Source organism: Pseudomonas sp. LRF_L74, assembly GCF_965644255.1.
Lineage (GTDB): Bacteria > Pseudomonadota > Gammaproteobacteria > Pseudomonadales > Pseudomonadaceae > Aquipseudomonas.
In genome coordinates, this window is the sequence record NZ_CBFFRH010000018.1 from 33,344 (window position 1) to 46,359 (window position 13,016).

9 protein-coding genes, 5 pseudogenes and 1 other annotated feature are annotated in these 13,016 nt (G+C 57.1%); of the genes and pseudogenes, 9 read left to right on the top strand and 5 right to left on the bottom strand.

The genetic code is table 11. The features are described from left to right. Positions 1–60 precede the first annotated feature (60 nt). Positions 61–1,326, top strand: coding sequence for a serine--tRNA ligase (gene serS / locus ACSZPK_RS26230; RefSeq protein WP_437884563.1), 1,266 nt, complete (start codon positions 61–63; stop codon positions 1,324–1,326). A gap of 194 nt (positions 1,327–1,520) precedes the next feature. Here serS and ACSZPK_RS26235 read toward each other — a convergent pair. The 3 genes and pseudogenes from ACSZPK_RS26235 to ACSZPK_RS26245 form a co-directional block, all read right to left on the bottom strand. Further along, a pseudogene (locus ACSZPK_RS26235) lies at positions 1,521–1,843 on the bottom strand (integrase core domain-containing protein); the annotation flags it as partial. Between the two features lie 10 nt (positions 1,844–1,853). Then, positions 1,854–2,939 carry an IS110 family transposase gene (locus ACSZPK_RS26240; RefSeq protein WP_437884564.1) on the bottom strand — a complete coding sequence of 362 codons (1,086 nt, stop codon included), beginning with the start codon at positions 2,937–2,939 and terminating at the stop codon, positions 1,854–1,856. Between the two features lie 264 nt (positions 2,940–3,203). Continuing rightward, a pseudogene (locus ACSZPK_RS26245) lies at positions 3,204–4,144 on the bottom strand (IS3 family transposase); the annotation flags it as partial. Next, positions 3,750–3,880, bottom strand: a sequence feature (AL1L pseudoknot). It overlaps the preceding pseudogene by 131 nt. Positions 4,145–4,187: 43 nt before the next feature. On the opposite strand from ACSZPK_RS26245, the pseudogene ACSZPK_RS26250 reads away from it, so the two are divergent. The 4 genes and pseudogenes from ACSZPK_RS26250 to ACSZPK_RS26265 all read left to right on the top strand — a co-directional run. Continuing rightward, positions 4,188–4,307: pseudogene (locus tag ACSZPK_RS26250) on the top strand (IS5/IS1182 family transposase); the annotation flags it as partial. Between the two features lie 140 nt (positions 4,308–4,447). Continuing rightward, complete coding sequence (locus tag ACSZPK_RS26255; protein WP_437884573.1) at positions 4,448–4,978, top strand: sigma-70 family RNA polymerase sigma factor; 531 nt, start codon at positions 4,448–4,450, stop codon at positions 4,976–4,978. Beyond that, the gene (locus ACSZPK_RS26260; RefSeq protein WP_437884565.1) at positions 4,978–5,943 is read left to right on the top strand and encodes a FecR domain-containing protein; all 966 of its coding nucleotides are present in this window, start codon (positions 4,978–4,980) and stop codon (positions 5,941–5,943) included. Before ACSZPK_RS26255 ends, ACSZPK_RS26260 begins: the two co-directional genes overlap by 1 nt. 158 nt (positions 5,944–6,101) lie before the next feature. Then, complete coding sequence (locus tag ACSZPK_RS26265; RefSeq protein WP_437884566.1) at positions 6,102–8,603, top strand: TonB-dependent siderophore receptor; 2,502 nt, start codon at positions 6,102–6,104, stop codon at positions 8,601–8,603. An 82-nt stretch (positions 8,604–8,685) separates the two neighbouring features. Here the strand turns inward: ACSZPK_RS26265 and ACSZPK_RS26270 are convergent. Both ACSZPK_RS26270 and ACSZPK_RS26275 read right to left on the bottom strand, forming a co-directional pair. Next, a pseudogene (locus ACSZPK_RS26270) lies at positions 8,686–9,025 on the bottom strand (group II intron maturase-specific domain-containing protein); the annotation flags it as partial. A gap of 613 nt (positions 9,026–9,638) precedes the next feature. Continuing rightward, positions 9,639–9,857, bottom strand: coding sequence for a DUF7740 domain-containing protein (locus ACSZPK_RS26275; RefSeq protein WP_437884567.1), 219 nt, complete (start codon positions 9,855–9,857; stop codon positions 9,639–9,641). A 209-nt stretch (positions 9,858–10,066) separates the two neighbouring features. Between ACSZPK_RS26275 and mobH the strand changes: the two genes are divergently transcribed. The 4 genes and pseudogenes from mobH to ACSZPK_RS26295 form a co-directional block, all read left to right on the top strand. Beyond that, the gene (gene mobH, locus ACSZPK_RS26280) at positions 10,067–11,734 is read left to right on the top strand and encodes a MobH family relaxase (protein WP_437884568.1); all 1,668 of its coding nucleotides are present in this window, start codon (positions 10,067–10,069) and stop codon (positions 11,732–11,734) included. Positions 11,735–11,851: 117 nt separating this feature from the next. Continuing rightward, a complete protein-coding gene (locus tag ACSZPK_RS26285; RefSeq protein ID WP_437884569.1) occupies positions 11,852–12,214 on the top strand; it encodes a histone-like nucleoid-structuring protein, MvaT/MvaU family in 363 nt (120 codons plus the stop codon). Between the two features lie 300 nt (positions 12,215–12,514). Further along, positions 12,515–12,694, top strand: coding sequence for a transposase (locus ACSZPK_RS26290; protein WP_437884570.1), 180 nt, complete (start codon positions 12,515–12,517; stop codon positions 12,692–12,694). A gap of 102 nt (positions 12,695–12,796) precedes the next feature. Beyond that, positions 12,797–13,016 (top strand): annotated as a pseudogene (locus tag ACSZPK_RS26295) (IS3 family transposase); the annotation flags it as partial.

Sequence of the window (13,016 nt, forward strand, 5' to 3'; positions counted from 1 at the left end):
TGCTTAGCTGTTTTTTCGACAGCGCATGAGAAATCTGATTTATTTCACGGAGGATAAAGTTTGCTGGATATAAAATTCATACGGGAGCACGCCGAACTGGTAGAAGACGCCGCCGTGAAAAAAGGAGTTTCCATTGATGTTGAGGAAATCCTAGGGCTCGACGGCCAAGTCAAGACGCTACGCACCCATGTAGAAACTCTCCGCCGTCAACGTAACCAACTGGCCGCCAGTTATGCCGAAGCGAGCCAGGACGAGCGGGAGGCCTTGAGTCGCCAGTCCCATGAATTGTCGGTGGCACTTGCTAGCGAGGAGTTCCGCTTCAAGGAGCTGTCGGGACAGTTGCAGACTCTGCTGTTACTGACTCCGAATATCCCTGCCACCTCATCGCCCATAGGCACCGACGATAGCGAAAACGTCGTGGAACGGCGGGAGGGACATCCACCCGCCTTCGACTTCACACCTGCCGATCACACGGAACTGCTACGTCTGAACGGCTGGGCAGAGCTGGGGGACGTCGCTCATATCTCCGGCAGTCGAACCTTCACGCTCAAGGGCAATCTGGTCAAATATGAACTGGCCCTTATCAACTTTGCCCTCGATGTGCTCTGCGCCGAAGGATTTACCCCGATCACAGTGCCGCCCTTCGCCAGGGAGAGCGCGTTTGTCGGTACAGGGCATTTTCCGGCTGGCAAGGAAGATGCCTATGCACTGCCCAACGACGACTTGTATCTGGTAGGGACTTCAGAGGTCATTCTCAACTCGTTGCACGCCAACCAAATCCTCAGGGAAGCCGACTTGCCCATCCTCTATGCCGGTGTATCGCAATGCTTTCGACGCGAAGCGGGCAGCAGTGGGCGCGATGTTCGTGGATTGTTAAGGGTTCATCATTTCACCAAGGTCGAGCAGTTCGTTATCTGCCGAAATGACGAACAGGAATCCACCTACTGGCATAACCGCCTGCTCGGTATCGCCGAGAAAATACTTCACGCCCTCGAACTGCCCTACCAGGTCATCAACTGCTGCACGGGCGACATGGGACTTGGCAAAGTCAAGATGAATGATATCGAAACCTGGGTTCCGTCACTGGATACCTACCGGGAAACCCACAGTTGCTCCACACTGCACGACTGGCAAGCCCGTCGGACCCAGACCCGATACCGGGCCGACGACAGCAAGGATATCAAGCTCGTGCATACCCTGAACAACACGGCGCTCGCCACACCGCGCATATTCGCAGCCCTGCTGGAAAACCATCAAACAGCTTCCGGACAGGTCAAGATACCCAAGGCACTCCAACCTTACATGGGAGGACAGTCTTTTCTTTGATCCGCCCGGCCAGCGAACCCTGGAAAATAGCACTGAATATCAGCACCACGACTCGTTCCCCGCAAGGTCTTTTTATCCGAGCGCTGTACAGCGCTTAGGGCAACGGAAGAAGGGGCGCGGTAGGAATGGCAGTTACCTGCCACCCCGAACAGATCTGAATCGCACCGTTTTTTGTGGAGGCCATTTCGTTTAAGTCAGGCCGCCATGGCCTGACCTGCTTGTTGCTGGTAGAGGTTTGCCTCAGCCTCCGCAGGCGGGATATAGCCGATTGAGCTCAGCAACCGCTGCTGGTTGTACCAGTGCCCCCATTTCAAGGTCGCCATCTCAACAGTCTCACGGTTCTTCCATGACTGTCGGTAAATCAACTCGGCCTTGTACAGACCGTTGATGGTCTCGGCCAAGGGCATTGGAACTGAGTGTCATAACTATCGCCTTTGCTCCCAACCGAGGGTTCGATGCCGGCCTCTGCCAGGCGTTCGGTATAGCGGATTGAGACGTACTGACTGCCACGGACGCTCTTCTAAGTGTCAAGTGGATACTGCGCTTTGGTTGATGATGCTATTTCGCCTCTGGATGATGCCGTATACCTCCCGTGCGATGTAGCGCTTTAGGCAGCGGATAGCTTCCAGCTTCGAATGTCCCTCTGCGAGGCGTCGACTGACATAAGCCTGGGTTCGGGCGTCTGTCCGAAGCCTGCCAATAGCGATGATATGCAGCGCACTGTTCGCGGCACGATCACCACCTCGATTCAGACGATGTCGGGTGACCTTCCCTGAAGAGGCTTGGACTGGGCTAACCCCGCATAAGGCCGCGAAGCTGGACTCTGAGCGGAAACGATCGCTGTTTTCACCAGCCGTCAGTAGAAGCTGAGCAGCGGTCTCGTGGCCAATGGCATTTCGGGAAACCAACTCTGGGGCAAGATCATTAACCAAGGCTGCAATCATCACATCCAAGTCCGCTATCTCGTCATGCAGTTCGAGATAACGCCGCCCCAGTGACTTCAGGGCTATCCGGTAGGCGGATGTAACTTGACGATAGCTTGATAGATCTGGACGCCATGCTGCCAGCGTTCTAATCAATTGCATGCGAGTCAACGTGCGTAGTGACTCACGCAGATCATCCGGCGCGCTAACGATGGTGTTCTGGATCAGTTGCAAGGTAATGCGCCTGGCCTGCATGGCAGTCTTACGACACACTTTGAGCACGCGTAACGATTCGACCATGCCGTCTCGTTTTTTGGGGGTAACTGTACGAATACCTGCGAAGGCAGCATGTGCGGCATTTCCAGCATCAAGGGTGTCATCTTTGCCCCGCTTGCGCCTATCACTTTTATCAGGCGCAGTAACTTCAAGAACGGTGACTTCAGCCTGTTCCAAGTAGCGTAATAGGCCTGCCCCGTACGTACCGGTGCACTCGATGCCCACTCGCGCCAGCTCACCAAACGAGCGCATCCACGTCAGCATTTGCTTGTAGCCCTGACGCGTAGTCGCAAAGCTCTCACTGGCCAAAATACGATCCTGTTCATCTACGACTGCGGCGACGTGAAGATCTTTATGGGTATCTACGCCGCCTACGACCGGTCTCGAAACACTGCTGACTTTGACGTTGTGCATGGCTGGTATCTCCGGTTCACCGGGCTCGAACTGAACCGCTCCAACCGGACACCTGGACAAGACAGTAAAGTGACGTGACGTCAGGCCCTTCTTGGGTCACATGTATCGGTAAGGCGGTCACCTTGACGTGCAGTGTTCCCAAGCGGTCGACAGTTCCGGGGAAAGACACAAGGGTCGATCTGAGTGTGGGTCAAGCCATTCGGGACACTCCACGACCAGATCATCCATCATCGGTCTATCGCTGTGTTAGTCAGACCACATGGAAACACTGGCCAGTACATTCTTACTGTCGCTGTGATGGATCAGACCACCCGTGTGATGTGGCTGGCGGGCATACAGGGCTTGCTCCAGAGCATCCAGCACGAAGTCGGTCTTCATACTGGTACTGACTCGCCAGCCGACGATCCGCCGCGCAAACACGTCAATCACGAAGGCCACGTACAGCTAGCCTTGCCAGGTTGAAACATAGGTGACGTCCGACACCTACAGTTGGTTCGGGCGGTCAGCATGGAACTGGCGCTGCACACGATCCAGCGGGCACAGAGACTTGTCACCTGCCACTGTTGTTCGCACAACCTGGCCACGCCTTATGCCCTGCAATCCAGCTCGACGCATCAACCGCTCCACCGGGCATCTGGCAGTTTCGATACCTTCTCGCCGGAGCTGCATCCAGACCTTCACTGCGTCATAGCACTGCATGTTGGCGTCCCACACGCGCTGGATCTCCAAGCTCAATGCCTCATCGCGTCGAGCACGGCAGCAGCGCAGTTCCGGGTTACGTTGCTACGCCGCGTGCCTGCGGTAACCGGACGGGCGATCTGCAACACACGACAGATCGACTCGACCCCGAGACGGTCGCGATGCTGGTCAACAAATACCCTCAGGACTTGCTGCGGCGCAGGAAGGCCTGCCCGTCGGGCTCCGCCTGGGCAAAATATGCACTGGCCAGATGCAGAATCTCATTGGCTTTGCGCAATTCGCGGTTCTCCCGTTCCAACGCCTTGATACGCTTACGCTCTTCGGTGGTAGGCCCGGGGCACTGGCCTGCGTCGGTCTGCTGGCGACGAATCCAGCCATGCAGGGTTTGCGCTGCACAGCCAATCTTCGGTTCAATGGCCTCAGGAGGGGTAGTCGCTCAGGTGCTCCAGAACCATGCGCACGGCACGTTCACGAACTTCAGGGGAGTAGGTCGTAGTCTTTCTCATGGCCTCATCTTCTCAAGAGTTGAGACCTTCACGAAAACCGGTGCGATTCATTGTGTGGCTGGAGAAAAATCGAAGGTTATGGAAGAACTGCGAGCGTATGCTCAATACCAGCTTGCAGTTCATCCACTTGGCATTCTTGGTAATGTGGCTCAAAAGATCGTGAACAGGCTCTGAGTGCCAAAGCAGGCACATGCTTACACCGGAGAGCGTTCGTCGGGGTTTGCCAACGATACGTTCGTCGACATAAGATGAAAAACCTTCTCATACGCATCAGGCTCGCAAACCCTGACGGTGCCATCCGTGATATCTACCCTCGACGAGCTTTATCAACGCCAGGTGCAGGCCTATTACCTGGCACACCACGGCTGGATCCGTGCTTGGTTGAATCGCAAACTCGGCAACGCCACCGATGCCGCCGACCTGGCGCACGACGTGTTCCTACACCTGCTCGCCAAGCCGCGCCAATTCGACAGCGACAGTCATGCGCGAGCCTACCTAAGCGCCATGTCGCGTAACGTCTGCGTAGACTTCTGGCGGCGCCAGGAAGTGGAGCGGGCCTGGCTTGAGGTGCTTGCCAGCCGTCCGGAAGCGCTCGTGCCGTCCGAGGAATCCCGTGCGATGGTACTCGAGGCTCTGCAGCAGGTGCATGCGATGCTTGCCAGCCTGCCAGACAAGGTCGCTGAAGCCTTCCTACTGGCTCAGGTCCAGGGGCTCGGCTACCGCGAGATCGGCAAACGCCTAGGCTTGTCAGAGCGTAGCGTCACCAAATACATGGCTCGCGCGATGTACCAGTGCCTAGTGCTGGAAATCGAACTCGACGAGGCGCTGCGCTGATGGCGCAGCAGCCGGACCACGCCACGCTGCAACAGGCTGCGCACTGGTATGCACGCCTGAGCGCGGCACCGAAAGATGCAGACGCGCAGGAAGCCTGGCGTCGCTGGCATGCGCAGGACGAAACGAATCGCCAGGCCTGGTATTACGTCGAACGAATCAGCCAGCGTTTCCAGCCGCTGCAGAATGACGCTGACGGTGCCCTGCACACACTGCTCAGTGTCCGCGAGTCGCGCCACACGCGTCGCCAAGTGTTGCTCTGCTTCGGCACGCTGTCGGTCGCAACGCTGTTAGGCTGGGCTGGCTGGCGCAGTGGTGGGCTACCCCAGACGCTGCTGGCTTGGCGCGCCGACTACCGCAGCGGCGTCGGCGATGTACGCGAAGTCACTCTGGTCGACGGAACGCGTGTCTGGCTCAACAGCAACAGCGCGCTGGACGTCGACTTTAGCCCGGAACAGCGCCTGTTGCAGCTGCGCAGAGGGGAAATCCTCATCGAGACCGGTCACGATCCACGGCCGTTCTTGGTCGAAAGCCGCCAGGGCCACATGTGCGCACTAGGCACCCGGTTCAGCGTCACCCAGCAGGACAGTCGCACCCGTCTGTCGGTCTTCGAGGGCGCGGTGGAAGTGCGCAGTGCCGCCGGCGATGCCCGTAAAGTGGTCCGCGCCGGCGAGCAACTCGGTTTCGACGTACAGCGGATCGATGCGCTGGCGCCGGCAGCGCAGACACGCCAGGCCTGGACGCGCGGCTTGCTGCTGGCCAACGACATGTCGCTGGGCGAATTCGTCTCCGAACTCGCCAACCATCGCCACGGCCACCTCGGCGTCGACCCGGCCGTCGCCGGGCTGCGGGTGATGGGCACCTATCCCCTTCACGACACCGACCGGACACTGGCGATGCTGGAAAGCGCTCTGCCGATACGCGTGCAACGCACGCTGCCGTGGTGGGTAAACCTGGAAGCCCGCTAAAGCCCGATAGTCTTTAAAAGCTGTCTGCGCTGTGGGTCAGCAGTGATTTTTCCGAATCAGTCAGGAAATTTTCTCGTTTGCCGTTCCGATTTTTCTTTCTCATCCGAATTAGCTGGTGACAAGAACTTTCTGCCACCCGGACTTTGAAGGAAAAACGCATGTCAGCCCGCTTGCTCCACCTACCGATTCGCCCCCTAATATTGGCCCTGCCGCTCGCCCTCGGCAGCCTGGCACACAGCCCGATCGGCGTGACTGCCGAACAGATCAGGAATCTCACCTACGACATCCCGGCGGGCCCCCTGGCCAACCAGCTCAACCAGTTCGCGGCGCAAGCAGGTATCTATCTCGCCAGCGATGGCAGCCTCACAGCCGGCAAATCCGCTCCGGCGCTACGCGGTAGCTACGGCGTCGAACAGGCGTTGCAGCGTCTGCTCGAAGCCAGCGGCCTGGAGGCAGTGCGCCTGGACGGCAACCACTTCGAACTGCGCCCTGCCGCGTCCCAGAGTGGCGCGCTGCAACTAAGTACTACGACGGTCACCGGCCAGGGCATGGGAGAGTCCACCGAGAACTCAGGGTCCTATACCACCGATCTAACCAGTGTAGGCTCGAAGACCCCGACCAGCATCCGGCAAACGCCGCAGGCGGTTTCGGTGGTTACCGACCAGGTGATCCAGGATCGGCGGATGACCGACCTGGCCGACGCGCTGAAAGTGACGCCGGGCATCACCGTGCAGAACAACAATTACCGGCTGTCCGACTTCTATTCTCGCGGCTTCAAGATCGAGAACATCCAGATCGATGGGGCTGCGCCCATGGCCCTGGGCACCACCGCGGGCAGTTTCTACTCGAACAAAAATTACAACATGGTGGAGTTCGACCATGTCGAGGTGCTGCGCGGTTCTTCCAGCTTGTTCGGCGGCACCGGCGACCCAGGAGGCATGATCAACCTGGTGCGCAAGCGTCCGTTGGACGTCTATCAGATGAAGATCGACCTGTCCGCCGGGAGCTGGGATAACTACCGAAGCCAGTTCGACGTGACCGGGCCAATGGGTTTCGATGGCAAGTTGCGTGGTCGTCTGATCGCCGCCTACACCAATCGCCAGTACTTCATGGATGACCGCGGCACAGAACAACCGACCCTCTACGCCGTGATCGAAGCGGACATTCTACCCAGCACGCGTCTGACCTTCGGTGGCCGATCCGAGGAATACCATGAAACCGGCTCCGGCACGGGGCTGCCGCGCTACAGCACCGGCGCCGACCTGGGCCTGCCGCGCCACACCAGCCTGACCGAGAGCTGGGCCTATTCCGATGGTCACTCGCAGGAAGTCTTCGCCAAGCTCGACCACGAGTTCAACGACGACTGGAAAGCCAACGTTTCCTATACCCAGACCTACGACTCGGGGTTCGTGAAAAGTGCGTTCAACTTCGGCTCGGTGGACTCCTCCACCGGTACGGGGCCAGCCTGGTCGGGTAACACGAACCGTTGGCTCAGCGAGCAGTACCTGCTGGATGCAAACGTGGCGGGCAAGTTCCGCTTCATGGGGCAGGAGCATGAACTGCTGTTCGGTGCAGACCGCCAGAAGATCACCAGCCGCTGGCGCGGTACCAACCAGTCGCTCAACACCGGAGGCCCGATCGATGTGTTCGACCCGGATTCGACGCAGTGGAACGAGCCGCCCACCCGTAAGGACTTCTTCCGCGACTACGACCCCAATACCCAGGAGCAGTACGGTCTCTATTCGACCTTGCGCCTACACCCCCTCGATCAGTTGCACGTGATCGTCGGCGCACGGGCCCATCGCTACAAATACCATTCGACCTACCGGCTGCTGGCCAACGACGTCTGGGGTCTGCAATCGGAAATCAACACCCGTGAAGCTACCAAGATAGTGCCTTATGGTGGCGTGGTCTACGACCTGACCAGCGAATGGTCGGCCTACGCCAGTTACTCGGAAATCTACAAGCCGCAGCAAAATCAGTTGGCCGGCCCGCTGCCCGGCAGCTCGCTTGAGCCGATGACCGGCAAAACCTACGAAACCGGCCTCAAAGGCGAGTTGTTCGATGGTGCGGTGAACGCCACCATCGCCCTTTACTACACCAAGCGCGAGCATCAGGCGGTACAAGACCCCAACTACCCGCTGACCAACATCCTGTATGGCGGCAACTGCTGCTACGTCGATAATGGCGAGGTGGTCAGCAAGGGCCTCGACCTGGAACTGACTGGGGAAATCCTTCCAGGCTGGATGGTACTCAGCGGCTATACCTACAACAACAACCGCAATCGCTATAACAGCGCGGTGTTGAGCAGCATCACCCCCAAACACCTGTTCAAGTTCTGGTCCACCTACCAATTAACGGGTGAGCTGCATGACTTCAAGGTGGGCGGCGGTGTGAACATCCAGAGTTCCAACTACGTCAGCGGCACCGCAACCCCTCTCAACGGCGGCGCGAGCGTACCTTTCGACTACACCCAGGCTGGCTACGCGATATGGAACGCCTTGGCGGAATATCGGATCGACGACCACTGGACGCTCACATATAACTTGAACAATATGTTCGACAAAAAATACTACTCGACCGTGGGGTCTTCGGCTTCGGGCAACTGGTACGGCGAACCGCGCAACCACATGCTGACCCTGCGCGGGACTTTCTGGTAAAAACACCTGGCATCGAGTAGGAGGCGGATTCGCATCCGCCGTCCTCTCAAACCACCGTACATATGGTTCCGTATACGGCGGTTCAGGCCATGCGATTAAGCCGATTAATCGTATCCAGTATCGAGACCAGTCCAAATCTGTCCCACAGCCTCTTCGGCAGCGCCTGATTCATATGTGGCGCTCCCGAGTTCCACACGGGCCTCGCCCATTGAAAGCCGATTTGCACTCAACCCCAGGCGCATCAAGTTGCGCGCCCTCGTAGAGGGCCGCTTCCATTGCCGCGAGATTACACAACGAAGTTCGTATCTTACCCGGCCATCCAGCTCTTCCAGGCGACGTTTACTCTGGCTGAGCTTGAAGTAGCCTGCCCAGCCTCACAGCACCGGGCTCAGTCGCTCGATGACGCTCGCCATCTTGCCCCCCATGCACTGCGTAGCGACTCTTACCATGAACGATTTCGAACACCCTTCGATTTGAATAACCTTCAGAATTCGCCGGTGAGCAACGTACTCGTGGGGAGAACGCTATCCAGCAGCTCTATAGTTTCTTGGGAACAAGGAAACGAGCGGAGCCCAATCTACCGGAGCCTCTCCCCATCAGTTGACGCGTGTACCTTACCAGTAGTTGCCAAGGATTGCCCCATAAGCGGTGCCATCTATACCGCCACCTTGCGGTCTCCTGAACACTGGCAGAACCAAGGACTCGAATGCAGCAATGATTTGAGTAGCCTGCTCAACGCTGAGCACTGCTTCTGCGCCGTAGATGTGGGGAGCATCTACGTTTACCGACAGACCACAACCCAGGATCATGTTCCAGACGCCTTACAATGAACGCCGTTGCACCGGGAGATTGAAAAATCGACCATGAAGAATGAGTAGAAAATGAAGGCGCTCTCCATAGGCAAAGCCGCCGCTCAAACTCAGTGCGCCGCGGCAAGCTTGCAAAGCATTCCGGCCTTTTCAGGATGCCCAAAGTAACATCCTCCTGACTCGTCGATCCGCCATTGTTACCTCCCTATACCACTGACGCAGTCAGTTAGCATTGCTCCACTGCGGACTCGTCTTCATTCAACGAAATCGCCAGATAATTCACCACTGCCCGTGGGCTCTTGCTATCGACGATCTTGAACATCGAGTCACGCTGACTACGAGGTAGCTTCTTGGCACAGCGCTTAGCCGTCGCCCGGATTGCCGCATCAGTGCCATGAATGCGCATCGCGAGAAACAGCGCGATCACAGCATCGGTCAAAGTCATCAGTTGCCACACTCAAAATGAAAGGCCGGATTCTACTGCGCCGTCATTTCACTCCCAAGCGGCACAACCGCCAATACGACACCTGTCATATCGCGTTATCACTGGTCCGCGGCAAAGGGGCACGGCAAAAGGAAAAGGAGAGAATAAGGGAAAGGAGTTCAAGGGTAAAAGCCCTACCCGAAAAGGGAAAAGGCTGCCTTCTGCAGAGCATGCTCAAACACCTGCGCCGCCATCGTCCCAAACCCCAAACTGTTGATAGACCTTCCTGTCCCGAAGGCTTTCTTCCGGTGCTCGATGTGCAGACGCTGCTAGCCACTCCACACCGAAAACACCTCATCCAACGGCTCTGGCAACTCACCGCCCTCTCGGACAGCCAGTACCAACGCCTGTACCTGGGTCCCATCCAACAGTACGCACGCTGGGTCCAGCAGCTCCCCGCCAGTGAGAACCACCACCATGCCTACCTCGGCGGCCTCCTCGATCACGGCTTGGAACTGGTCGCCTACAGCCTCAAGCTTCGCCAGTCTCACCTACTCCCGGTCGGTAGCGCCCCCGAAGACCAGGCCGCTCAAGCCGATGCCTGGTCAGCCGGTATCGCCTACGCAGCCCTGCTCCACGACATCGGCAAGATCGCCGTCGACCTGCATATCGAAACAGCTGATCAAACCACATGGCATCCCTGGCATGGCCCCCTCCAACAGCCCTATCGCTTTCGCTACGTGAAGGGCCGCGACTACCACCTGCACGGCGCTGCCGCAGGCCTCATTCACCAACAGATCCTCACAACACAACACCTTGACTGGCTCAGCCAATACCCCGAACTGTGGCGCGCCCTGCTCTATCAACTCGCCGGCCACCACGCCGACAGCGGCATCCTGGGTGAACTGGTGCTGCAGGCCGACCGCCTATCCACCGCCCAGAACCTTGGCGGCAACCCCGCCAAGGTTCTCGACGCCCCGCAAACCTCACTGCAACAACACCTACTCCAAGGACTGCGCTACCTGCTCGAACACGAACTCAAACTCAACCAGCCAGGTGCTGCCGGTTGGCTCACCGAAGACAGCTTGTGGCTGGTCAGTAAAGTAGTGATCGACAAGCTACGCGCCTACCTGTTGTCCCAAGGCATCGAAGGCGTACCCACCTCTAACGTTCGCGTCTTCGATGAATTGCAGGCACACCGTCTAATCGTCCCGACTCACGATGACAAAGCCATCTGGTCCGCAGAAGTCACCGATGGAGACTGGCAGCAACGTTTCACCTTCATCCGCCTGTCTCCATCACTGATCTGGCACAACGATGAACGCCCTACCCCATTTACCGGCACGGTCATTGAAAAACTGGAATCACCAGAATCAGAAAGCAATGTCCCAACTTCACAACAAACACAACCGAAGATAGAACAGCCTCATCCCCACGCTACTCCTGACACGTCGTCGTCAATCCCTTCGACAGAGGAAACCAACCTCGAAGACAACACCTCGCAAGACAATGAAAAACCAGCCGAACAATTTCTTGCCTGGCTCAAGGAAGGTATTCGCAGCCACAAACTGCTGATCAACGACACCGCTGCAAAGATTCATACCGTCAACGGCAAAGTACTGCTGGTCACCCCCGGAATCTTCCAGCGCTACATACTGGAGTTTCCCGACAGACTCCAAGGCATCGGCGGCAACAACGAACGCTGGAAATACCTGCAACAGCAATTCGGCTACCTCAAGCTGCACCAAAAATGCCCCGATGGATTGAACGTCTGGAGCTGCACCGTACAAGGCCCTCGCAAACAATCACAACTCAAAGGCTACCTGCTCAAAGATCCTTCGCTATTGTTTGTAACAACCCCACCGGACAATCCATTCATAAAATTGTTGGAGAACTAAGCGAAATACTCGTACTCTATAAATCAAGCAGATAACGATCTGCTCATACCCGCCTCAAACGCCTTAATACTCAGCCAATTTTCCGGCCATCTGGCGTTGTGCCTCTAAGGAGACTTTATGTCTAAGCTTGCCGAATACCGCGCCCTGGAACAACAACTCGCTGCCCAACTGGCTGAGTTGGAAGCGCTGAAAAACGACAACGCCCTGCAGAAAGAAATCGAGTTCGAAACCAAGCTCAAAGAGCTGATGAAGAAATACGACAAGAGCCTGCGTGACGTGATCGCCCTGCTTGATCCGCAACCCTACAAAGGTGGCCGCGCAGCCACTCCTGCTAAGGCCACTCGCCGCGAGCGCGCCGTCAAACGCTACAAAAACCCGAACACCGGTGAAGTAGTCGAAACCAAAGGCGGCAACCACAAAGTACTCAAGGCCTGGAAAGAAGAACACGGCAACGACACTGTCGAGTCCTGGCTGCAGTAAGCTGCACTCGTAAGAATAAAAAGCCCGGATATCCGGGCTTTTTATTGATCATTGCTTTTGCAAAAACTGTTTGATGCTACCGCCACTCAACAGTCGGCACCACTGCAAAGCTATCTAGCTATAGCTCCCTGCCTTGGCTCCGCGACACGTACTTTCATGACGCCCCAAAATCTTTTTAGAAGGTTGCTCGCACCACGGAGAGCAAACTCAAGGTTTTTTATTGCCAGTTCGGTAATCCCCCCTGAAATCAGTACTCGTCAGAAGTAGAATTTTCTCCTAATCGGATCAAGGAAATTTTGCGTGAAGACATCACGTTTTTCGGACAGCCAGATCATCGCTATCCTCAAACAGGCCGAAGCTGGCAGTCCAGTCCCTGAGCTTTGCCGCGAGTATGGCATCAGCTCGGCCACCTTTTACAAGTGGCGCGTTCGGCAGCATGGATGCTTCATTGATGGCCCGGCTGCGCGAACTGTAGGATGAAAACCGTCGCCTCAAGAAGATGTACGCCGAGGAGCGCCTGAAGGTCGAGATCATCCAGGAAGCGATGGCAAAAAAGTGGTGAAGCCATCTCGACGGCGAGAGATGGCGCAGCGTGCCGTTCACTCTGGCCTAGCCAGTATCAAACTGGCATTTCAGGCCTTCGGAGTTAGCGTCACCTGCTATCGATACCAGCCACGTTTGTCCTCGGAAAATGCCGAGATCGCCGACCACCTGATCCGGCTTACACACAACCAGCGCAACTGGGGTTTTGGCCTGTGCTTCCTGTATTTGCTCAACGTGAAAGGCTATCGCTGGAATCACA

Coding starts and splice junctions, on each gene's coding strand:
- ACSZPK_RS26275 (WP_437884567.1), bottom strand. CDS start 9,857: ATGACTTTGACCGATGCTGTGATCGCGCTGTTTCTCGCGATGCGCATT.
- ACSZPK_RS26265 (WP_437884566.1), top strand. CDS start 6,102: ATGTCAGCCCGCTTGCTCCACCTACCGATTCGCCCCCTAATATTGGCC.
- ACSZPK_RS26240 (WP_437884564.1), bottom strand. CDS start 2,939: ATGCACAACGTCAAAGTCAGCAGTGTTTCGAGACCGGTCGTAGGCGGC.
- ACSZPK_RS26260 (WP_437884565.1), top strand. CDS start 4,978: ATGGCGCAGCAGCCGGACCACGCCACGCTGCAACAGGCTGCGCACTGG.
- ACSZPK_RS26285 (WP_437884569.1), top strand. CDS start 11,852: ATGTCTAAGCTTGCCGAATACCGCGCCCTGGAACAACAACTCGCTGCC.
- mobH (WP_437884568.1), top strand. CDS start 10,067: ATGCTCAAACACCTGCGCCGCCATCGTCCCAAACCCCAAACTGTTGAT.